This window comes from Pseudoalteromonas sp. SR45-6 (assembly GCF_014163545.1).
Lineage (GTDB): Bacteria > Pseudomonadota > Gammaproteobacteria > Enterobacterales > Alteromonadaceae > Pseudoalteromonas > Pseudoalteromonas rhizosphaerae.
In genome coordinates this window covers 1-21917 of sequence record NZ_JACJDM010000050.1, presented here as the reverse complement: position 1 = coordinate 21917, position 21917 = coordinate 1, and the positions used below count along the sequence as shown (strand labels likewise).

Sequence of the window (21917 nt, the reverse complement as noted above, 5' to 3'; positions counted from 1 at the left end):
GAATAAGGGTTCTAAACATCAAGTTGACTGGGAAAAGCCAATTTTATCATCACTTTAAGCTTAATTTAGACAATACAGGTTACTACAGGTTTCCAAGTGACAGAGTTATTTTTAATTTAAAACTATTTAAAAATAAATAGTCCAACAGATTAAAGGCAGGTTTTGTTTATGTGTAACAATTAAATTATTACACATAAACACCGTATCGGAAGCAGACCATTACATCAGATTAGTTATTTTGTAAAACACTGGCTCTATCTAAACAAGAAAGTGTTGCTTGGCCTTGCTGCTTATAAAGTTCTGCTATTTCCTCTCTGCCTTGTGCTGCTTTATCTAAACAATACAATAACTCGTCTGGGCGCATTAATTTTATATTTATAGGTAAAAAGTTAAGATGATCATGATTTATATGCGCATTATCTAAACCAATAAACATACCTATATTACCGTCAGGGTGATCTACTGACCATTCTTCAGGTGCGCCATCCATGTCTAATTGTAATGTAAGAAAACGGTGTTTTTTGAGGCGCTCTTTAAAGTTATCGATATTGGGTATTATACCGCCAATGGTTTGAATTAGGTTCATCTGCCAAGAGCTGTTGAATCTTTGAATGGGTTCATTGGTCTCTAGATATACCTCAAATGCTGCTTCAGGACTTGATAAGCCACTTGTAGCAACGATTTGATTTTCCCATTCTGGTGGTGTAACCAAAACAATATCTCGCGTGCTGCCATGCCAGTGAGGGTAATCTGCTAAATAAGGATTTAAAAAGCTCAGCTCTAATGTTTCGTTTATTTCACCGGCTTGTTGCCAATAAGATGATAATATTGCTTGCTCTGATTCAGTTTGTTGCTGATCATCTGAATTGCCTTGCAAAAATATGCTCTTATCATAACTGCCCCTTTTCCATGGGCATGGCATATCATCTGGCAAGCCTTCCCAAGATTCTATGGCTAAATGAAAGTCGCGACTCAATGAGTCAAACTCAGCAGCATCAGCATCTAATCCAGTGTAGATTATATAATCTTCATCAAACTTAGTTTTAACGTCGTAACTACCATCACTTTCTAATTCAAAACGAGCTTTGTTCCAAGGTATATCTGATTCGTCTTTTTTCATCATTTTATAAAGTGCATAAAATGCTTCATCACACTGAGAATATTTCAACACTCCATCGATTATATCTACACTATAAAATTTTTCTTCACCGCCTGTATAGTAAGTCCCTGCCATAAAACCACAGGTATTTTCTCGACTCAGGCCGATATCACAATAAGCTTTATCCCACTGTTCGGGTAATGCGTCGAACATTGATTGGCCAATATGCTGGTGAATTTCTTCTGCTGAATTAAACATTATTACTCCTAGAGATTAAAATTAAACATCCTGTTCAGTTAATTGGATCTGGCGTTCTTTAAAGCTGCTAATTAATTTTTTTGATGGATTACTGTGCTCTAAACCGATGACTTGTTGTAAGTTAGGCAGCAGTGGCAAGTCTTTTGATGCTTTATTGCTTACCTTTAACACCTCATCTCCACAGCCTGGATCCCAAAAAGGCCATATCTGAGCATAAACATCTGCGCCGCCATCGACACCGCAATCTTGTGTCAACGAAGTGACTTTCGCTAACAATTCCTCAGAGATATCAAGCCCTTTAAAATAAGCCAGTGCCTCAGGTATAACTTCATACCCTTCTTGCTCTTTATCAATTTCTCGCAGGTGGTATTGGGCTATAAACTGGGTAAGGTCAAACTTAGGGGTTAATAAATTTTTTTTATACATCAGCTCTTCGATAACAAGTAACTTAAAATGCAGGTCGCTAAATTTGATCTTAGGCGTTTTATTAATAGGAAATACTTTGGGTGTGTTTTTAAGGGCTAAAGTCTGTGCGATAAGTTGATCAAGATGTACTTTTGTTTTACTGTCTGGAGTAAGTTTTGAAAGATTCTCTAAAAATGTAATGGTATTATTTTTCACCATTAAAATTTTAGCAGCCTTGTTATAGCCCGCATTTATAAAGGCAATAGGGTCATTTTCAATATTTGCTATTTCTTGGTTATATTCTTTAACTCGTTTTTTGATAACCTGAGCCTTGTAGTTACCTTCATTTAATTTTTTTATATAACCCTTTATTTCGGCAATCTTAGTTTTTGGAGTTGGATATATGCTATAGCCATTCAAGACGCCTTGAGTTATAAAGTAATCAATTTGGTCATCACTCCAATGTGAAATATGAGTTGAAAGTAACTTTAAGACCTCTTTTGATTTTTTATAGAAAAAGTCGCTTTTTTCGGTATAAAAACCAATCATTTCGCTAACTAAAATATAGAGTAGTAAATCACGATTTTCATCGTTTTGTTTGCTACATACAATGTCATTAATTAATTGTGTATATTGCTCTAATGGGTCTGAAGCTGATGGTAATAAACTGATTAGAAGGTTACTGGTATCTTGGTAAGGATAAGTGCGTAAAAACTTAAATGCTAAGTTGCCACCAATACGCTTTAAGTCGTCATATCCTTCACTGTGATAAGAAGGATGACAAAAATATAAAGAAATTAAATCACTCACCATTTCCCTTAAATCACCTTGCTCTGCAGGCGTTGGGTTTTGGATCAGTTGAGTGTTGGTCTCAAGTAACAGCTGCTCTATCTCACTCTCTAATAACTCTGTGTGCATTAGCAAAGCATGATGAGATTTTTTGTCAAAAATAACTTTATAATCTGATGAACTAAATAGCTGTAAAAAATAATATAATTTCGCAGGTTGGCTTTGACCTTCACGAAATAATCTTAATTCTTTAATTAGTGATGAATAAAGTTGTAAAAGCGTTGCTTTATCAAATGTGTCTTTCCATCGACGGTTTATCTTATCTTTTAATGACTTGTTTAATTTTTGTGTATTTAAATCCAGTTCATCCAAGTCAGGAATAAACGTTTTAAAAAATGACATATAGATACTCATTAATAAAAATAAAAAGGCTATTTTTAATTTTAAAGAAAAATAGTTTAGATATTAAATAATCATAGCTTATCTCTGTAGTAAAAGTAATTGTTAGTTATTTTGGAAATAAGTGGCAATATAGAAATTAAAATATGTATTTTTCTGTATTGATATTGAAACTTTATTCAGCTTGCTCTTCTGTTCCAAATAAGGCGTCAATATAAGCGAGTTCTTCGCTAAAAATACCATTAATAAATGCACTTTGTTCACTTATTACAGCGTCATTAGGTTTGGCTTGGAAGTCTTGTTGGCATCTGACAAGTTCGTTGGCTAACCATGGGCATTTGTCGGTTGCCGTAGTTATTGCTGTTTTTAAAAAAGAGGGCCATTTTATTTTTTGTAAATTAAAGCGGTAAAGCGTGACGGCGATATGGCTATACGCTTGTTGCTCAAGTGATGGTGGGCTATCACTATTTGCAGTATTACTATTTAGCAGCTTACTACTGATAAGTGCTTTTTGCAGTGCGACTTGTTGTGATTTACTTAAAAAAATCGTTGTCATAATGCGTCGGAGGCCTTGGTTGCAATTAAAGATGGCATTTAATAGGAAGGTTAAGCAAGGCGTTTCATGACTCATGCAGCACCTAAAATGCAGCAACAGTGATAGCAAAATTGGGCTGACTCTTTACTGAATTAAGTAAATACAATTGTAATCGGGTGGATGATTTTAAAACGTAATGCCATAAATAGACACCATATATACAGGCCGTGTTATGTTTTTGATTAACTTTATAAAAGCAATAACTTACTAAACCCATATACAACTATATGGATGCATAAATTAGAACTGTGCATGGGGGAGCTAGCAAGCACACTTGCAGATTATAATAAGCTATTGTTTAACTAATATCAGCTCAGCAATAGCTTATTAATTTAATGTAATGGGTGTTATTTTTGCTGTTGCGTTATCCAGTCATTTATTACTTCTTCAAGTACTGCAATTGGCAGCGAGCCTTGGCCTATAACTGTGTCGTGAAAGCTGCGAATGTCAAAATCAGCGCCAAGTTCTTTTTCAGCTTTTGCACGTAGTTCACGTATTTTTAGCTCGCCCATTTTGTAAGAAAGCGCTTGTGCAGGCCAAGAGATATAACGATCTATTTGATCTTCTACGGCACTTTGTGGCAATGCAGTATGTTCGCTCAGGTAGTTAATTGCGCGCTCTCGACTCCAGCCGAATGCATGAATGCCGGTATCAACAACCAACCTAACTGCACGCCACATTTCATATCCTAATCTGCCAAAATCACTGTATGGATCTTGATAAAAGCCGGCTTCTTTACCTAAACGCTCTGCGTAAAGACCCCAACCTTCACCAAATGCTGAATGGCTTAAGGTACGCCGAAATGGTGGCACATCCAGTTCCATTGCAATTGCATTTTGTAAGTGATGCCCTGGTATGGCTTCATGTAAGCTCAAGGCTTCTAAATTATATAAAGGTTGCAACGAAGGGGTTGAAGCTAAAAAGTAAGTGCCAGCAGAGCGGTTATCTGCTGGTGGCATATAAAAAGCGCCTCGACTGGCAGAGTCTTTAATAGCAAACGTATTACGTGGTAAATGACCAAAATAGGTCGGCAACTTGCCATACATTTTTTGTGTAATGAAAGCGGCTTTTTCTAATAAATCTTGTTTGTCTTTTGCATAAAACTGTGGAGCAGTTGCTAGAAACTGCAGAAAATCAGCATACGAACCCTTAAAGTTTAGTGAATCAATAATAGCCTGCATTTCAGCTTTAATACGCGCCACTTCTTGTAGACCAAGCTCATGAATTTCTTCTGGCGTAGCTTGTGTGGTGGTGTAATAACTTACTGCATACTTATAATATTCAAGCCCGCCTTTAACGCTTGAAATACCGGGATCTGTTCTGCAATTTGGCATGTAATCATCAACAAAAAAATCATAAAAATGCTGATAAGCAGGAACCACCTTATTGCTAATTAGGGCTTTCGCTTTTTCTTGATAGGCTGCTTTTTGTTGTTGGCTAAAGGTGTTGGGCATACGTGTAAACGGTTCATACAAGGCAATGTTTTGTGGCTCTTTTTCGATATGTTTACTGATGCTTTTATGATAATTTTTAAAGCTCTCGCAATAGTGTGTGTAGCCTTGTTGTATGCCTTCTTTCATGAGGTTGATGTTTTCTTGGTTAAAGCGTGGGTAGTCGCTCAAACTAACCAAAAAATTGTCGTAATCGGTGGTAGTTAAAAACGCCATATTAGCAGGGGCCTCGGCAAAATATGTATGCCAGCCGCTTAAAAAGTTAATAGGAAAGTACTTATCAAGTGACTGGTAACTTTGTTGCTCTGTTTCGCGCTCGTATTTAAAAAGCCGATAATTCATCAGTTGTTCTTTACTGAGTGATTTTGGGTTAATGGCAGCTAATTTGTGCAGCACTTGGTCGTTATAAGTTTGGCGCTTACTTATGGCTTGCTCACTCCAGCGAGCCAGCTTTCCATTGGGTTTCCATCCATCGGGGTCGGTGCGAAAAAATACTTTTTCGCTTTTTGCATGTTGCCAGTGTTGGTCAATAATATTTTTTAAATCGGTATTGTCATCAGCCAGACTTGGCAATGACACCATAGTTAAAGAAAGAGCCAAGAGATTTGTTTTATACATGTTGTTTCTCATAATTAGCGAGTTAGTTTTTTATAAAGGGTAGGCAGTGATTTTTTGAGTGCGTACCAAGCTATATAAAATTTATTGTTTTATAGGTTAAGCGTATCAAATTAACGATATGAATGCGCTGACCTTGAACAGCAATACAGAGAAAATTGGCAAGTATGTTGCAAACAGAGCAACTCATTGATATTTAAAACATTAATGGAGCGCTTTCGGTTAAGGTATTTAGCGAAAACTAAAGTGTATATCGTTCACGCTTTTTATTGAATGTATCCCCCCTGCAGATGACAGCCTATGAGTGGTCATTTTTAGTTACTTTTACGCTAGTATTATTTTATAAAGTAAATCATTCTTTATTATTGTATTATAATTTCAGTGTACTACCTTTGTATTGTTAGTTTTTTGCTAATGACATTATTGATATATCAGTTTACATCTGATGGGTAACCTAATTTAAGGACGATTTTATGACGATTGGAAGTACACCTAAAAAAACACTATATAAAGCCAAGCGCCTTTCACTGGCATTATTGCTCGCTTGTTCCACTACAAGTTATGCAGCGGTTGAAAAGTTAACCGTCAGTGGTAATCAAATATTAGCTGGTGATGAGGCAAAGAGCTTTGCTGGTTCAAGCTTATTTTGGAGCAATACAGGTTGGGGCGGCGAAAAGTTTTATACCGCGCAAACGGTTGCCAATGCGAAACAGGAATTTGGCGCTAATATCATTCGTGCTGCGATCGGTCACGGACAAAATACCTCAGGCAGTTTGAATGACGATTGGGACGGTAATATTACTCGTCTTGATACAGTTGTTGATGCAGCAATCGCAGAAGATATGTATGTCATTATTGATTTTCATAGTCACGAAGCGCATACCGACACTGATATGGCGATCCGGTTTTTTGAACGAGCAGCCACTAAATATGGCGACTACGACAACGTTATTTATGAAATTTATAACGAGCCACTACAGATATCGTGGGCTAACGATATAAAACCTTACGCCAACACCGTTATTGATAAGATCAGAGCTATAGATCCTGATAATTTAATTATTGTTGGTACGCCTACTTGGTCACAAGATGTTGATATTGCCTCAAAAGATCCGATAGAACGCTACAATATTGCTTATACCTTACATTTTTATGCAGGTACGCATGGTGAGTCACTTAGAAATAAGGCGCAGACGGCTTTAAATAATGGGATTGCTTTATTTGCAACTGAATGGGGCGCAGTCAATGCTGATGGTAATGGTGGTGTAAATAGCAACGAAACTGACGCGTGGATGGCTTTTCTTAAATCAAATACTATTAGCCACGCTAATTGGGCCTTAAATGACAAAGATGAAGGTGCATCAACCTTTCTTCCTGGTGGTAGCTGGGATTCACTAAGTGCATCGGGGCAGAAGATAAAAGATATTCTACTAAATTGGGATATGAATAATGCACCGCTTGACTCAGATGAAGATGGTGTAATTGATTCACAAGATCAATGCCCTAACACACTGCCGAATACACCCGTAGATTCTATTGGGTGTGCGGCTACAGACTCAGATGGCGATGGCGTAATTGACGTACAAGATCAATGCCCCAATACACCAGAAGGTACTGATGTCGATTCCTCGGGTTGTGCTGTTACAACAGGAACAAGTTGTACTGAGGTAAAAACGTATCCAAATTGGGTTAGAAAGCATTATCCTGCAGGCCCTTACACACATAACGAAGCTGGCGACCAAATTCAGTATCAGGGCAATGTTTATAAGGCGAACTGGTATACAAATAGCCTGCCTGGTAGTGATAGTTCATGGACATTTGTTAAAAGTTGCAGCTAAGTCATACTTGTTTTTAAATAAATAGGTAGAGCGCAGTCGCTTTACCTATTTTATTGATTTTTATAGAAATAGGATTATAGACAATCTTCGAATTCATGACGTCAGGGTTGACTCTTTACTAAAATACAATCGTAATTGGATTGGCGGTTTTAAAAATCTAGCTGATAAGCTGGGGTGGATTTTTCTTTTGCGGATCCACATAACTTATAGCTTCTCCAGAAAACTAATCACTCATTGAGATCGACACAAGACCTACAACAGTACAATATAAGTCTATGCTTTAATTGATTTTGAAAAGAGGCTTTCATTGGATTCACTCACACAGGTTGTGCTTGGTAGTGCAGTTGCTTATACAGTATTAGGTAATAAGCTGGGCCGTAAGTCGTTATTAGTTGGAGCGGCGTTTGGCACGTTACCTGATTTAGATGTGCTCATTAATTTTGGTGGTGATGTCGAAAACTTTGTCTATCACCGCAGTTTTAGTCATTCTTTGCTTATACAGCTGTTAGTAAGCCCCTTGTTTGCATGGCTTTTACTTAAAATGGATTGGGCAAAAGATGTATCGTTGCGGCGCTGGTCTGTCGCTCTATTTTTAATTTTAAGTACTCACTCATTGCTTGATAGTTTTACCGTTTATGGAACACAATTGCTGTGGCCACTGACGACTTACCCCTTTGGTATATCGAGCATATTTATTATTGATCCTGCGTATACTTTGCCATTGTTACTCTCTTGTATAGCGCTTTGCTTGGCGCGGATGCGGCCTTACGCACAGCGTATAAATACTGCTGCGTTAATCGTCAGTTCGCTTTATTTAGCTTGGGGGTTGGCGGCTAAATGGCATATCGAAGATAAAATACATCAGGCACTAAATACCCAAAATATCATATTTAAGCACTTTGAAAGTACACCAACGCCATTTAATACCTTGTTGTGGCGGGCTGTGGCCGTTACCGAGTTTGGGCATTATGAGATTTATGCCTCTGTGTTTGATGACGCAGACAACGTTGATATGCAATTTTACCCTAGCGAAAATACGCTACTAGCAAAGCTTGATGATGCAAGGCAGATCAAGTTACTGCAAGCATTTACTAAAGGCCTTTATGGTGTTTATCAACAAGATGAACAAGTGATTATGAGTGATTTAAGAATGGGCCTTGAAGGTTATTATGTATTCTCATTTGTGGTTGCACAGCAAAAAGATCAGCAGTTGATCCCAGGTTCTTATCAACAACTCAGCAACCGATTTCCACTTGATAAGCTCGGGCTTATTTTTGCGCGTATTACTGACCCAAATATCGATTTAGCAACTACCGTAAAAGAGCCCACATCTCCCTGAAATAGATTGCTGGGTTAGGCCTTCTATTTTGTTAATAATTATGTGGCTATTAGCCAACTATCGCTGGGTACCAATTTGCTAACACTACACCAAATAAGCCCACTAAAAATACAATGGATATCAACATCATTAAAGCTGCGGTGGCGATTGTTATCATTTTATTAGATGTTTTCCCCGCATACCTAACCAGTTCAGCAATGAGCAATGGCATCACATAAGAACATACGCTAACAGCTAACACGGTTGGGCCTGTGAACGTTGTAGTATCAATCCCGAGTGAGCCAAACGTTAAAAACCAGGCAAAAATTATTAACCTAAAAAATAGCACGCCGTTTGCTGCAAGGTATAAACGAATTGCCCATATTTGATGCGAATTTATATTACGCCCTCTAGCAGCCAGCACTGCAAATATGCTCGATAAAATAACCATACCACCACCAAACATTGTCAGGCTATGCATTAGCAGGTTGCCTACTGTGCCTCTAACAATCATAAGGTACATTCCTGCGATTGAAATGGTACAAGCTAACAGTACGAATACGCGGCCGTTATAGCGATGAAACTTAGTATATTTTGCTCTTATTGCGGGGATTAATTGCAAACTCCCGCCGATTATCATTACTACGGCAAGTAGCACATGCGTGGCATAGATCAAATTACCGATGGGGTCGCTCGCAACATAGGCGGTATTGTTAAAGCGGACCCAGCCAGATAAACCTGTAGTAACGCTAGTCAGGGCATACCCCAAAATAAGGTAAATTACAAAGCAACCTTGTGCCATTAGTAAGCAAATAAACCATATTTTTTTACTGTTTTCGAGCAGCCTATTTGGGGTTGTTTTCATTTTTTGCATTAACATGTACTTTTCCATTAAATCGTTTCAATAGCCAAATATAAAGACTTTCAGGGCGAATACTTCTCAAATTCGAAACTTGAGCAACGATATATGGATAATTTTTACGGTTAGTTACTGACACATTCACTAACAAAGTCTTTTTGCCATAGCTAGAGTTACTTTGTATTATCCAAGTTAAAGCAACGTTGTTTATACAACGTCATTTTAAGAGCGACCTGTTATGCAAAATAATTCTCCTTATTACCTTCTCGTCTTTGTGTGCATGGGGTTGATGTTATTTAATGCACTGAAAAAAGATAAGCAGCTAGTTCACTATTTGTTTGCACTATTTTGTGGCTCGCTCTGTATGGTTGGGGCGCAAAAACTCAGTGCGTCAAGTGTCGGAGGGTATCAATACCTAATAGGGCTATTTACTTGCGCTACATGTAATGTTTCATGGTTGATTGCTAGAGCGTTATTTCGTGAAAACAAGCCAATTTCTCGCAGGCATATCGTTTTTGCTGCAACTATTGCAGGCTTGATAATGTTTAACCAAACATGGCATTACTTAGTGAGTTTTGATCCTCAGCCATTACCTACCAGTGATATAATGTGGCGCTTAAAGCAAGGGGTGAATGAAGTAACCATATTGCTTTCATCAAGCATACTTGTGCTCTCTTTTTGGGAGGCAATAAGAGGCTACAGTGAAAAAACAGTGTCACAAAAAATGCAATCAGTGCTCTTTGCCAGCGCTTGGTTTTTAGCTGTGTTTAATGCAAGTGTATTACCTAAGCTAATGTTTAGTAAGACTGAAATTGAGCTATATAATCCCATTATTATTACCTCATCTGCACTACTAATTGTGCTTGCGATGCAAACATTAATGTTTCTTCAAGCGAGAGATAAAAATAGCCAAGGTATTAAAAATGAGGGCGATACAGTTAGTATTTTTAATGACATTGAGATAACTGAAAACACCAATCAACATGAACAAATCGATGTTGCCCCTGAATTAATCGATGGCATTGATCAACTTATCAATAAGCAACAGCTATTCTTGCAAACAAATCTTAAAATTTCAGATTTTGCTCAAGTATTACAAGTACCTGAATATAAAATCAGCCGAGCTATTCGCTATCACTACAAAGTAGCCAACTTTAATCTGTTTATTAATCAATATCGTGTTAAATATGCGCAAGTTTTATTGGCAAGTGAGGATGCTAAAGGTTGGAGCATTTTAAGCATCGCGCTTGAAAGCGGCTTTTCTTCTTTAGCGACTTTTAACCGGGTGTTTAAAAGTATTGTGGGTGAAATTCCTAATGAATACCGAAAACAAAGCAGCAATCATCCTAATATAAGGGGTAGGGAACTTGTTGATTAGTGAGTTGTAGGTTTGTTTTTATAGTTAATCAAGAATATTAGATGTGAATCAACCACACTAAATTGAAAGTATAAGGTGCTATAAACATAAAAGCCGCTCATAGAGCGGCTGAATACTGAGGAGCTACTTTGAAAATTCTGGACAAGTTTTATCTTGTATTTGCTTTAAATCGTACTGCATAAAGCCTGCCTCGCCAAATACATCGGTGCCGTTCAAGTAATACTTACCTTGCTCTTCATTCGGGTTTTTAATGTCATAACCCAATACTTTAGCCACTTGCAGACTAATTAAATAATGGTTAGGCATACAACCTAATTCTTTTTTAATTCGAGTTATTTCATTTTTTGGAATATCAACACCGTAAAACATAAATGGTACCCGGGCGATATCCATGTCGACAGCGTTATGTCCAAAACGACCATCTTGCCCTGTCAGTTCACCATGATCTGGCGTGAAGAATATATATGTTGGTTTACCTGAATCTTTAAAGAATTCATAAATGTTAGCTATCACCTTTTGTGTGTAAAGTACTGAGTTATCGTAGCTATTCAGCATGTACTTTTCATAGGGTTGCTCATCAACAGGATACACTTCTTGAGTTTTAGGGTAATTAGCTACATAAGGTGCATGAGCGCTGCGCATATGTAACGTAATAAATTGGGGCTTATTGTAATCCAGATTCATGGAATTAAGTTCGAGCAATAAACGATCATCATAATCTCCATCGAACTGATCTAGATGCTTATCTTCTTTCCAGGTATCAATATCCCCAAGTGAAAATGCATAGGTTAAACCTCCTGCATTTTTTTGTGTAGTAATGTAATGGGTTTCAAACCCTTGACGCTTAGCTAACCGAAACAAAGCAGTGTCCATTTTACTTATATGGACTGCATTATTAGGCTCATATACGGTGTTAAAAAATAAGCTAAGAGATACTCGTGTTGAAACAGCGCTTGAGATCGCAGGCAAATAAAAGAAATTAGGGTCTTGTTTATACGGCATTAAATCTGGCGTTGTATCTCTTTGATAACCATATAAACCCATATTGTAATAACTCAGGCTTTCACCCATTAAAATTACAATATTTGCATCCGCAGGTTCGCCTTTGCTCAATTGATAAGGTTGATAGCTAGGCATTTCTTTACGTAATCCCAGAATCATTTTTAACTGGCGAGCGCTAAAGAATGACACACTGTATAAGCCATTTTTCATAGCTGAGTGCGCAATATTAGGCTGGTATTTTTGAGAGCTCTTAGAACCTAAAGACTGTAAAAAGGGTAACGTGAGCAATAATACAAACAACACCGAGATATAAGGTACGGTAAAACTGGTTTTATGGTATTTGTTATAGGTGAAATACGCTAAGCCATAAAATGCCATGGATAAAAAGAACGCTGGTAGCATAAATTTCAAACCATCAGCAAAGCCAATTAGTGCATCATGCATTTCACCCATCATTAGCACCATATCAAAAGCACTGTAAAAGCCGCCAAAGTATTGGAAGTACATCAGTTCAGAGGCCTGCATTAGAGCCATTATCAGTAAAACAATATTGTTAAGTTTAGGGGTGCGGCTTAACAGCATGAAGACCATTAACAGTAAGGTAATGATAATGCTTTTGAAGTTATAACCGGCCAAGTAGTTATGATTAAACAAGCCATAAATGACATCCGGCATCAGTGCGAATGCCCATAGGGCCAAAAGCGTTAAGAGGGTATGTTTAAATTGTTGCACATGCAGTTCCACTATTCAGGTTTGCAGGCATTGTAATAAAAATCACATGCAAAGGCATGAGTATTTGAAATAATGTATGAATTTTAACTATTAGGTTTATACCTCTTTGGTCTGATGCCTTTTATTGCTTCTTTATGATGTGCTCACTCTCAGTAAATAAAGATATTTATGAAAAAGATCTTTATTTTTTTACACCTGCAAGATCAGTACACTAGCATTCGGCTGTCGTGCATTTGTGCGTTCAGTGTTGATTGTATTTTCCTTAAAAATGCTTGTTAATATGTGGTATATATTAGTTACCTGTAAGGTAATAGCAATTAGTATACTTTTAGTAACCTAGTTGCATTTTTAGGAGAGCTAATAGGCGGCAAGTGGAAAGGCTCGAGTATTTACCATCTAAAAGGTGGGCTTGTTCGCTTTAATGATTTAACTCGCCTGTTAGGAGAAGTGAGTGAAAAAGGTCTTAATATTATGAAATATAAAGAGATATTACTTTGAACTACTTAGCTCATCTATATTTAGCACAGCCTACAGCAGACTCGCACTTTGGCAACTTGCTTGGTGATTTTGGCGGCAATAGGCATGTAAAGCAATTGCCAATCACGGTAAAAAATGCACTAGATAACCACTATCTAGTCGACAAGTTTACAGATACTCACCCTTTAGTGAAAGAAGCTAAACAGTATTTTTCGCCTCAGCGTAAACGCTTTGCGGGTGTCGCTATTGATGTGGTGTTCGATCATTTTTTAATTCAGCATTGGCAACGGTTTAACGATCAACCGCTAAGTGACTTTAAGCAAATCAGTTATAGGCTTTTGGGTAAGCGTACACCCGTTATGCCGCCAAGAATGCAAAGTGTTGTAAAACATATGACGCAGAATGATTGGTTTAAAGAATACGAAACCGTCGAAGGGGTCGGGGTTGCACTTGATAATATTGCCAAGCGCATTCGCTTTACTAATACGTTTTCTGGCGCTGCTGCTGATATAGCCCGACACTACACTGAATTAGATGCTATGTTTTTAGCGTTTTTCCCTGAATTGATTAAACATGTTAAGCAACGAGGTCTTGAAGGAGCTCAAGATGCTAGTGTGTAAACTTTTTAAATGTAAGTCAGGTTCTAGCCTAAAATGATGCAATATTGATAATTAGCTTTTGATGGAATAAATTCTGACCAACAAAAAGCTCGCATCATACTAAAAACGGCTTGATTGATGGCTACTATCTGACTTAATCATCAGGCCCCTTTAGGGTGAAAACTAAATGCTTGCGCATGTCTTTTAAAATAACGCCTTTTTTAAGCATTGCACCACTTAAACGTTTTTGCCACTTTAATAAGTCAGGCTCTGCCGCTGTTAACGCCTGCTGATTCTCAAACTGAAAACACATTAGTAAAGAGCCTGGAAATAAGTGATATTCCACGTCAAACCAGCATTGCAGCATGCCAGTGAGTTCATTACGGCCTTGCTCTTCAATTGCATCAGCAACTTTAAGTACCAGTGCTTGTTGTTTTATTTGCACCGCAGAGAGTTTTTTCATCGTTTTAATCCAGTTAGAGGCCAAAGATATAGCCAGATGAGCGGATTATAACCGAGCTTGTCGACTGGCAACAACTTTGATAGTAGTTTTAGCCGAAACCACCTTATTATTTGATGTTAAAGCGGCTTATCGTAGGCATAAAGCGTGTTATTTTTTTACCAAGAGGGTGCTGAATAGTTTTTTGATCGCAACTTCCCTTGCTTTAGTGAGGGGGTGAATATAACTCAATCGTAAAAAGTTTTTATATTGCCCTGATGCTGAGAAAAGTGAGCCCGGGGTCATGACGATACCTTGTTGTAGTATTTCATTGTAACTTTTTTGGGTATCTATTGACTCATCTAACTCGACCCACATAGATATGCCGCCATTAGCTTGTGTAAAGCGTATATCCTCAGGCCAATGGGTTTGTAAAAAATTAATCAGCTCTGCTTGTTGTTGTTTAATTGCATATACGTGCTTATTTAGGTAGCGACGATAGTGACCATCTTCTATAAAAGTGGCTAATCCTTGTTGAATCGACCCACATGAAGAAAGTTGCGTAACGAGTTTAAGTTGAGTGATTTTATCATGCCACTTTCCTCCAAAAACCCATCCGATACGTAAATCTCTTGATAAGCTTTTTGAGAATGAACTACACAAAATTACTTGTCCTTGGGTGTCGAGACTTTTTAAAGACTCACTAACAAAAGGAGGAAAAGCCAGATCGCCGTAAATGTCGTCTTCGATAATACAAAAATCACTTTTCACTGCCAATTTAAGTAGCTCTTCTCTTGCTCTATGAGGCATACATGCACCTGTTGGCGTTGAGTAATTAGGTGAGACGACACATGCTTTTATGGGCCACTTGGCTATTTTTTTTGTCAGATCGTCAATGCTTATGCCGTGCTCGGGATCGCATGCTACTTCTATTATTTTTAGGTTAAGTTGTTCTAATATTTGCAATACCCCGTAAAAAGTTGGCGATTCAACAGCGACAGTGTCGCCTGGCGAACACGTGGCCATAAGAGAAATAAATAAACTGTGCTGACAGCCATTGGTAATGCAAAGCTCATCAGGTTTTTGGTTTAAACCACCATAGTGGTTAATTATTGCGTGCTTCAAACGCAAATCACCATCAGAACTATTATAGTAAAATGCTTTTTGACTTTGAGAAGAACGAAATGCTTTGTTTAAATGTCGATTAAGAACGGTTAAGTGAGTAGCATCTTCCTGCGCGCCAGCACTTGGTAAAATATCAAAGGCAGCACTGCGCGTCATAATGTCTTTTAAAATCGCAGGTACTGACACATTGCGTGGAGTAGATGATGTTTTGATTTGTTTTGGTAGCACTCGTTTAGGCGGCTTTATTTGCGTTACAAAGTAACCTGATTTAGGTTTTGCATAAATAAGTCCTTGTGATTCCAAGCGATGTAACGAATGTAATACGGTTGCTTTTGATAGGCCCTGTAGTTTGCAAAGCTCTCTCACTGAGGGCAACTTGCCTGTTGGAGTAAAGCTGTTAGCGTCAATTTTCTTTTTTAAGATAGCCTCAAGCTCTGTATATTTGAACTGTTTCATGCTCTCGCTCGTAGTGACAATCTGTACTCATTGTAAATTATTTTTCTGTGCCTGTACTGTAAAAAAAAGATATATACCATAGGTGATAAGTTTAATGTTTGCTCTGTAATTAACTAGGAGTAGGTTGGCGTTATGATAGATTTTACTGCTATTGATTTAGCTCGTATACAGTTTGCATTTACAGTCTCTTTTCATATTATTTTTCCAGCAATAACAATTGGCTTGGCAAGTTACCTTGCGGTACTTGAAGGGCTTTGGTTATACACGCGAAAGCCGATATACATGACGCTTTGTCGTTTTTGGATGAAAGTGTTTGCGGTAAATTTTGCTATGGGAGTGGTATCCGGCATCGTAATGGCTTATCAGTTTGGTACTAACTGGAGTCAGTTTTCTAATTTTGCTGGAGCTATTACGGGGCCATTACTCAGTTATGAGGTGATGACTGCGTTTTTCTTAGAAGCTGGCTTTCTTGGCGTTATGCTTTTTGGTTGGAATAAAGTTGGCGAAAAGCTTCACTTTACATCCACCTGTTTAGTGGCAATCGGTACGTTGATTTCAATGACTTGGATTTTGGCTTCTAACAGCTGGATGCAAACACCTCAAGGCTATGAAATTATTGATGGCCGAGCGGTTCCGGTTGACTGGTTTGAGATAATATTTAATCCTTCATTTCCTTATCGTTTAGTCCATATGGGCTTAGCCGCTTTTTTAGCGACAGCCTTGTTGGTAGGCGGATCTGGTGCATGGCATTTATTAAAAGGCTCGCACACTCAAGCGGCAAAAAAAATGTTGTCGATGGCAATGTGGATGTTGTTAATTATCGCACCATTGCAAGCTTTTGTAGGAGACGAACATGGCCTAAATACACTTGAGCATCAACCAATGAAAGTGGCAGCAATGGAAGGGCATTGGCATGAATCAGAACCAGGCGAAGGTGTCCCCTTAGTTTTATTTGGTTGGCCAAATATGGAAGAAGAACGCAACGACTACGCAATAGAAATACCGCGCGTAGCTAGCTTAATTTTAACGCATAGTCTTGATGGCACCATTGCACCATTAACATCTGTACCTCCTGAAGATCGCCCTTATGTACCAATTGTATTTTTTAGTTTTAGAATTATGGTCGCCTTAGGGTTATTGATGATTTTATTAGGCATAACAGGGTTAGTGTTACGTAAAAAAGGCCGATTATACGAGAAAAAATGGTTCTTAAGGTTTTGTGTTGTAATGGGCCCTGCTGGGTTGATTGCGATGCTAACAGGCTGGTTTGTCACAGAGGCGGGACGACAACCTTGGGTTGTATATGGGTTACAAAGAACGGTTGATGCAAGCTCTGCTCATTCGATGACGGCAATGAGTTATTCATTACTTACTTTTGTTGTTTTATATGTCTGTGTGTTTGGGGTCGGTGTGCGTTATATGTTAGCACTTATCAAAAAGGGCCCTGAACAAGTGTATGACAACGATAATAAAGATGACTTAAACAAACGTCCGGCTCGTCCGCTATCAGCGGCCGATGGTGTTGAGCTTTAGGAGATTACATGATGGATTTTGATTTACCGAGTATCTGGGCACTCATTATTGGCTTTGGTTTAATGATGTATGTGTTTTTAGATGGTTTTGACTTAGGGATTGGCCTACTTTTTCCGCTGGTTAAAAATAAATATGAAAGAGATATCATGGTTAACTCCGTTGCCCCAGTTTGGGATGGTAATGAAACGTGGTTAGTGCTTGGCGGGGCAGGCTTGTTAGCTGCGTTTCCTATGGCTTACTCAGTCATATTATCAGCCTTATATGGGCCTATTTTAGTGATGTTATTTGGCTTAATATTACGAGGTGTTGCGTTTGAATTTCGCTTTAAAGCGACTGAGTCTCACCGTCCATTATGGGATAAGTTATTTTTTGTAGGCTCGTTTATGGCAACCTTTGCTCAAGGTGTAGCAATGGGCGCTGTTATTATTGGTTTTCCTGTTGAAAATGGTGAGTTTGCTGGTGGATCTTTAGACTGGTTAACACCATTTAGCTTATTTACAGGGTGTAGTTTACTGTTTGCTTATGGCTTATTAGGTGCCACTTGGTTAGTGGTTAAAACAGAGCATAATTTGTATAAACAAATGCGTAAACTTATTAAGCCATTAACTATTTTATTAGCCTTGTGCATGTTAGGTATCAGCATTTATACACCACTGATCAACGCTGATGTAAAAGCAATGTGGTTTAATTGGTCAAATATTGTATATCTTGCTCCTTTGCCAATTATTACTGGTATTTTTGTTTTATTATTACTGGGCTCAGTAAACTCAAGTAAACACTATCGGCCATTTATTTATGCGCTGTGTATGTTATTTATGGGATATTTAGGCTTATGTATTAGCCTTTGGCCAAATATTATTCCACCAAGTGTATCTATTTATGAAGCCGCAGCGCCTGAATCAAGTTTAAAATTCACCCTGGTTGGCGTTGTTATCATCGTGCCATTCATATTGGCCTATACGTTTTGGTCTTATTATGTATTTCGTGGCAAAGTTATTGATACCGAGGGGTATCACTAGTTATTCAATGCTATTGCACTATTTAGTGAAGGCTTTGTGGAGGGTATATGAAAAAGCATCTTCATCAATTTAAATGGTTAATTATCATTTGGGTCTTGAGTGTTGCTTCACTATTTTTAGTGTCTCTTTTGATCCGCTTTTTGATGACTCTTGCAGGAATGAAGTAATACCGTTAGTTAAATTACGGGGGACTATTTTATCAAATAATAGTCCCCTTTTTTATATTCTCATTACTTTTATTAAGACTTGAGTTGCTTGGATAAAAAAAGAGTTGTTACATCCGCTATCTTTATCAGTGCTTCTTTGTCTGCATAGTCCCATGACACTTTTGAGTCAACACTTTCACAACAAATTACGCCTAACGGTTTGTCATCTATAAAATAGATATAATCAAGTAAGGAATACACATTGAATGGTTCAAAATAGGATTTATTTAAGTCCTTTGTTACTTCGTTGTTCCTTGCATCCGATGCATCAAGTACTTGGTTACCTAAAATATAATTAAAGTATGCAGGAAAATCCTGAGCTTTTAAAACCATGTCATTTGTTACTACCTCATTTTCATCAAGGCATATTAAACAATTTATCGCAGTATATTCGTGGTTTAGTAACCAAAGGCTAACTCTATTTGCATTTGGAATTAGCTTTTTTAACTCTTGGCATGTCTGATTTAGTTTATATTTGCTTGAAATATTAGGATCACTAATTTTAACCGCTAGCTTTTTTAGATTGAGGTTATTAGGGTTGTAAATATTAAGTAAGCTATTTAATTTATCTTTATCAAATGGTTTAGCTAAATAACCATCCATACCAATGTCTAAATAATGTTCAATGTTTTGTTTCAAGGTGTTAGCTGTCAAGGCTATAATTGGGGTTGTTTTATCTCCTTGTTGTGCCCGAATTGCTTTTGTGGCTTGTACTCCATCCATTACTGGCATTTGGATATCCATAAAAATCAAATCTACAGGGTTTGTATTAAAGTAATCAACACACTCTTTACCGTTTTCTGTGATTACTACATTGGCGTTATGCGCTTGTAGCATTTTACTTACGATGAGTTGATTTATTTTATTATCTTCGGCGATTAGAATGGTGCACCCTTGTAAATTAGTTATTTCTTTCTTTTGTTTTAATGAATCATACAATAGATGTGTTTCAAAGCTCTGTTGATACGTAAATATAGAGCCTTCGCCTTCTTTACTTGTAAAGCCGATTTTACCTTTCATTAGTTGACTTAACTTAGCACAGATTGATAAGCCAAGCCCTGTGCCCCCATAACATCTTGATATAGATGCATCTGCTTGATGAAAATCTTGAAATAAGTTTTGTTGTGCTGCTTCGCTGATACCAATACCTGTATCAATAATTTCAAATAAAATATCCTGTTCAATTAATGAACTACTTTGAACGCTGACTTTGAGATTTACTTGCCCTTGGTTTGTAAATTTAATCGCGTTTGAACACAAGTTATTTAGAATTTGTGAGATCCTTACAGGATCACCTTTTAAAGTTGCTGCCACCTTCTCATCAATATATAAAGTAAGTTTAATGCCTTTAGCTGATGCTTGTTTAATGAGAGGCTTGAAGAGATCGTTAACAACCTCTTTAAGATTAAAATTGATATTTTCGATATCTAGTTTGCCAGCTTCAATTTTTGAAAAATCTAGAATGTCATTCACAATACTTGAGAGTATATTGGCTGAGTTTAAAATACTTTTCAAAGCGTTATCTTTTTCTAAACTCGTTTCTTCAGCTAGGCCAAATTCAGCTAAATTTAAAATACCGTGTAGTGGTGTTCTAAGTTCATGGGTCATATTTGCTAGAAATTGGCCCTTTAAGGTGTTGGCACTATCAGCTTCTTTTTTTAGTACTTCAAGTTCTTCATTATGTATTTTTTGTTGTTCTAGAGCTGATGTTAATCTTCTGTTGTTTAATCTAAGTTCAAGTTGAGTGATAACTTCTCGACCTAGTATCGTCAGAGCGTTAATTTGGTTTTGATTTAGCTTTTTGGGCTTATCGCTAATAACACAGAGTGTGCCTATAGTATTTCCTTTTGGGGTTACTAACGGGGCGCCTGCATAAAATCGTATGTTTGGATTATTAACAACTAGCGGGTTATCATGAAAGCGCTCATCGAGTAATGCGTTCGGTATTTCAAAAATGTGGTCTTGCAGTATTGCATGGGAGCAAAATGCAATCTCTCTCTCAGTTTCATCAACATCAATACCGTACTTTGACTTAAACCACTGTCTTTGCGGATCTACTAAGCTAATGAGTGAAATAGGCGTTTCACAAATTTCAGAAGCAAGTTGAGTTAAATCATCAAATACTTGTTCGGCTTTGGTATCTAATATTTCATACTCATACAAGGCTTTTAGTCTAGACTCTTCGTCTGCTGGGATTTGCGCTGTTTTCATTGCATTGCTCAATATTTATGTCCACTAAATATAGGATTAATTTCAGGGTAATAGCAACTTTCAGATTAAAATCGCATGAAAAAGGTAATATCTGTGCATTTCTTCAATAGAGCTTTATAGGCCTAGCTCTTTTAGCTGTAGAATTAATCTATTCAGTGACTCGAAATAAAACCTATTGAGTGCAATTAAAGCCTTGTTGTTTTACTAGAATAAATAACTCGAATATAAAACATTCAATGTGAGTTGTTTATTTTATATTGCGTGATATTATCCATCTTATTAGGGACAAAAATATAAGGATATGAATATGTTAAAAATTAAGAATATTGCTTTAGCGACTGCTTTAGCGTCTATATCGTCACTTACACAAGCTGCTGTATTTGATGGTGCCTCTCATTGCTCTGAAGATACAGTTTATAAGTCACAAGCCGTTAATAATCTAGCTGCTTCAATAGGTGATCTAGCTGCACTAAAAGAAGTAACTCTAGAAAAAACTGGTACTACAGAAAATGGCTACTTTACTTTTGATCCTCAATTTTCACGCTCTGAGCGTTATTTCAACTGTAGCATTCCTTTAAATGACACGATTGGTAATTTTGAGCTTAAAGTTCATGGCATTACTGAAGGTTTAAATAGCTCAAACGGCGGCTGCTTAATTTCACGTGTTCGTAAAGTAAGTGATGGCGGGCAAGAGAAGTGGTTTAAGTATGCTACAGGAAAGGGCTTTGACTGGATTGATATTGCTGACACTGCAAATAGCTCAAAGCAGTTTGTATCGTATGTAACAGCTCTTGATAATAATTTTGAAAGTGATGCTGTTCTTAGTTTGAAATGCCGCACTACATGGCAGCACGGCTCTGTTGCTATTGGGCAAATAGAAATCAATAATCAATAATATAATTAAAACTTAGTCCCTAATAATAAGGCTTAGAATCACTTCTAAGCCTTTTTTGTATTTGTTGCTGTTAGGTTAAACTTAGCAACTTAATTAATACCAATCGACTTAAATATTTAACCATTCTAGCGAGCTAAATAAAGCGCTAACTGCGTTATAATTTTTTCAAGTAGAACAACTACATGTCAAAATTTACGCCTTGTTATCACTGTATTTATC

At 37.4% G+C, this 21917-nt stretch carries 17 protein-coding genes and 1 pseudogene; 9 read left to right on the top strand and 9 right to left on the bottom strand.

Annotated elements, in window-relative coordinates:
• Positions 1-229 precede the first annotated feature (229 nt).
• The 4 genes from H5158_RS17835 to H5158_RS17820 all read right to left on the bottom strand — a co-directional run bounded on the left by H5158_RS17835 (position 230) and on the right by H5158_RS17820 (position 5614).
• Entirely contained in the window at positions 230-1357 is a 1128-nt protein-coding gene (locus tag H5158_RS17835) for a hypothetical protein (RefSeq protein ID WP_182740550.1), read from the bottom strand.
• A gap of 21 nt (positions 1358-1378) precedes the next feature.
• Positions 1379-2953, bottom strand: coding sequence for a DUF6892 domain-containing protein (locus tag H5158_RS17830; protein ID WP_182740549.1), 1575 nt, complete (start codon positions 2951-2953; stop codon positions 1379-1381).
• A gap of 172 nt (positions 2954-3125) precedes the next feature.
• On the bottom strand, positions 3126-3506 hold the full coding sequence (locus H5158_RS17825; protein WP_182740548.1) for a hypothetical protein: 381 nt from the start codon (positions 3504-3506) through the stop codon (positions 3126-3128).
• Positions 3507-3892: 386 nt separating this feature from the next.
• Positions 3893-5614 carry a DUF885 family protein gene (locus H5158_RS17820; protein ID WP_182719038.1) on the bottom strand — a complete coding sequence of 574 codons (1722 nt, stop codon included), beginning with the start codon at positions 5612-5614 and terminating at the stop codon, positions 3893-3895.
• 470 nt (positions 5615-6084) lie between these two features.
• On the opposite strand from H5158_RS17820, the gene H5158_RS17815 reads away from it, so the two are divergent.
• Positions 6085-7449 carry a cellulase family glycosylhydrolase gene (locus H5158_RS17815; protein WP_182740547.1) on the top strand — a complete coding sequence of 455 codons (1365 nt, stop codon included), beginning with the start codon at positions 6085-6087 and terminating at the stop codon, positions 7447-7449.
• Between the two features lie 307 nt (positions 7450-7756).
• On the top strand, positions 7757-8788 hold the full coding sequence (locus H5158_RS17810; protein ID WP_182740546.1) for a metal-dependent hydrolase: 1032 nt from the start codon (positions 7757-7759) through the stop codon (positions 8786-8788).
• 49 nt (positions 8789-8837) lie between these two features.
• Here the strand turns inward: H5158_RS17810 and H5158_RS17805 are convergent, their stop codons facing one another.
• On the bottom strand, positions 8838-9647 hold the full coding sequence (locus H5158_RS17805) for a DUF2306 domain-containing protein (RefSeq protein ID WP_182740545.1): 810 nt from the start codon (positions 9645-9647) through the stop codon (positions 8838-8840).
• 217 nt (positions 9648-9864) lie between these two features.
• On the opposite strand from H5158_RS17805, the gene H5158_RS17800 reads away from it, so the two are divergent.
• Complete coding sequence (locus tag H5158_RS17800; protein WP_259399460.1) at positions 9865-11004, top strand: AraC family transcriptional regulator; 1140 nt, start codon at positions 9865-9867, stop codon at positions 11002-11004.
• A 123-nt stretch (positions 11005-11127) separates the two neighbouring features.
• Here H5158_RS17800 and H5158_RS17795 read toward each other — a convergent pair whose 3' ends face one another.
• Positions 11128-12738, bottom strand: a complete 1611-nt coding sequence (locus H5158_RS17795; RefSeq protein WP_149982750.1) for a phosphoethanolamine transferase — start codon at positions 12736-12738, stop codon at positions 11128-11130.
• Positions 12739-13098: 360 nt separating this feature from the next.
• Between H5158_RS17795 and H5158_RS17790 the strand changes: the two are divergent.
• Positions 13099-13197, top strand: a pseudogene (locus tag H5158_RS17790) (winged helix-turn-helix transcriptional regulator); the annotation flags it as partial.
• Positions 13198-13232: 35 nt separating this feature from the next.
• Complete coding sequence (locus tag H5158_RS17785; RefSeq protein ID WP_182719044.1) at positions 13233-13835, top strand: ACP phosphodiesterase; 603 nt, start codon at positions 13233-13235, stop codon at positions 13833-13835.
• Positions 13836-13968: 133 nt separating this feature from the next.
• Here the strand turns inward: H5158_RS17785 and H5158_RS17780 are convergent, their stop codons facing one another.
• Both H5158_RS17780 and H5158_RS17775 read right to left on the bottom strand, forming a co-directional pair.
• Positions 13969-14277: a hypothetical protein gene (locus tag H5158_RS17780; RefSeq protein WP_149982748.1), complete on the bottom strand. Its 309-nt coding sequence runs from the start codon at positions 14275-14277 to the stop codon at positions 13969-13971.
• Positions 14278-14424: 147 nt separating this feature from the next.
• A complete protein-coding gene (locus H5158_RS17775; RefSeq protein WP_182740544.1) occupies positions 14425-15834 on the bottom strand; it encodes a PLP-dependent aminotransferase family protein in 1410 nt (469 codons plus the stop codon).
• Between the two features lie 132 nt (positions 15835-15966).
• On the opposite strand from H5158_RS17775, the gene H5158_RS17770 reads away from it, so the two are divergent.
• Genes H5158_RS17770 through H5158_RS17760 form a run of 3 tightly spaced genes read left to right on the top strand, consistent with a single transcriptional unit; the run spans position 15967 to position 18553 of the window.
• Entirely contained in the window at positions 15967-17367 is a 1401-nt protein-coding gene (locus H5158_RS17770; RefSeq protein WP_182740543.1) for a cytochrome ubiquinol oxidase subunit I, read from the top strand.
• An 11-nt stretch (positions 17368-17378) separates the two neighbouring features.
• Entirely contained in the window at positions 17379-18386 is a 1008-nt protein-coding gene (cydB, locus tag H5158_RS17765; protein ID WP_182740562.1) for a cytochrome d ubiquinol oxidase subunit II, read from the top strand.
• A gap of 47 nt (positions 18387-18433) precedes the next feature.
• Positions 18434-18553 carry a DUF2474 domain-containing protein gene (locus tag H5158_RS17760; protein ID WP_149982745.1) on the top strand — a complete coding sequence of 40 codons (120 nt, stop codon included), beginning with the start codon at positions 18434-18436 and terminating at the stop codon, positions 18551-18553.
• A 72-nt stretch (positions 18554-18625) separates the two neighbouring features.
• Here H5158_RS17760 and H5158_RS17755 read toward each other — a convergent pair whose 3' ends face one another.
• Positions 18626-20803, bottom strand: a complete 2178-nt coding sequence (locus H5158_RS17755) for a response regulator (RefSeq protein ID WP_182740542.1) — start codon at positions 20801-20803, stop codon at positions 18626-18628.
• A 307-nt stretch (positions 20804-21110) separates the two neighbouring features.
• Here H5158_RS17755 and H5158_RS17750 point away from each other — a divergent pair, with 307 nt between their 5' ends.
• Positions 21111-21698 (top strand): hypothetical protein, encoded by a 588-nt coding sequence (locus H5158_RS17750; protein ID WP_149982743.1) that lies wholly within the window; start codon positions 21111-21113, stop codon positions 21696-21698.
• The last annotated feature ends 219 nt before the right edge of the window (positions 21699-21917 follow it).

Bases quoted from the DNA above. Each gene is read 5' to 3' on its own strand.
- H5158_RS17835 (WP_182740550.1), bottom strand. From the start codon at position 1,357: ATGTTTAATTCAGCAGAAGAAATTCACCAGCATATTGGCCAATCAATG.
- H5158_RS17830 (WP_182740549.1), bottom strand. From the start codon at position 2,953: ATGTCATTTTTTAAAACGTTTATTCCTGACTTGGATGAACTGGATTTA.
- H5158_RS17825 (WP_182740548.1), bottom strand. From the start codon at position 3,506: ATGACAACGATTTTTTTAAGTAAATCACAACAAGTCGCACTGCAAAAA.
- H5158_RS17820 (WP_182719038.1), bottom strand. From the start codon at position 5,614: ATGTATAAAACAAATCTCTTGGCTCTTTCTTTAACTATGGTGTCATTG.
- H5158_RS17815 (WP_182740547.1), top strand. From the start codon at position 6,085: ATGACGATTGGAAGTACACCTAAAAAAACACTATATAAAGCCAAGCGC.
- H5158_RS17805 (WP_182740545.1), bottom strand. From the start codon at position 9,647: ATGTTAATGCAAAAAATGAAAACAACCCCAAATAGGCTGCTCGAAAAC.
- H5158_RS17800 (WP_259399460.1), top strand. From the start codon at position 9,865: ATGCAAAATAATTCTCCTTATTACCTTCTCGTCTTTGTGTGCATGGGG.
- H5158_RS17780 (WP_149982748.1), bottom strand. From the start codon at position 14,277: ATGAAAAAACTCTCTGCGGTGCAAATAAAACAACAAGCACTGGTACTT.
- H5158_RS17775 (WP_182740544.1), bottom strand. From the start codon at position 15,834: ATGAAACAGTTCAAATATACAGAGCTTGAGGCTATCTTAAAAAAGAAA.
- H5158_RS17770 (WP_182740543.1), top strand. From the start codon at position 15,967: ATGATAGATTTTACTGCTATTGATTTAGCTCGTATACAGTTTGCATTT.
- cydB (WP_182740562.1), top strand. From the start codon at position 17,379: ATGGATTTTGATTTACCGAGTATCTGGGCACTCATTATTGGCTTTGGT.
- H5158_RS17760 (WP_149982745.1), top strand. From the start codon at position 18,434: ATGAAAAAGCATCTTCATCAATTTAAATGGTTAATTATCATTTGGGTC.
- H5158_RS17755 (WP_182740542.1), bottom strand. From the start codon at position 20,803: ATGAAAACAGCGCAAATCCCAGCAGACGAAGAGTCTAGACTAAAAGCC.
- H5158_RS17750 (WP_149982743.1), top strand. From the start codon at position 21,111: ATGTTAAAAATTAAGAATATTGCTTTAGCGACTGCTTTAGCGTCTATA.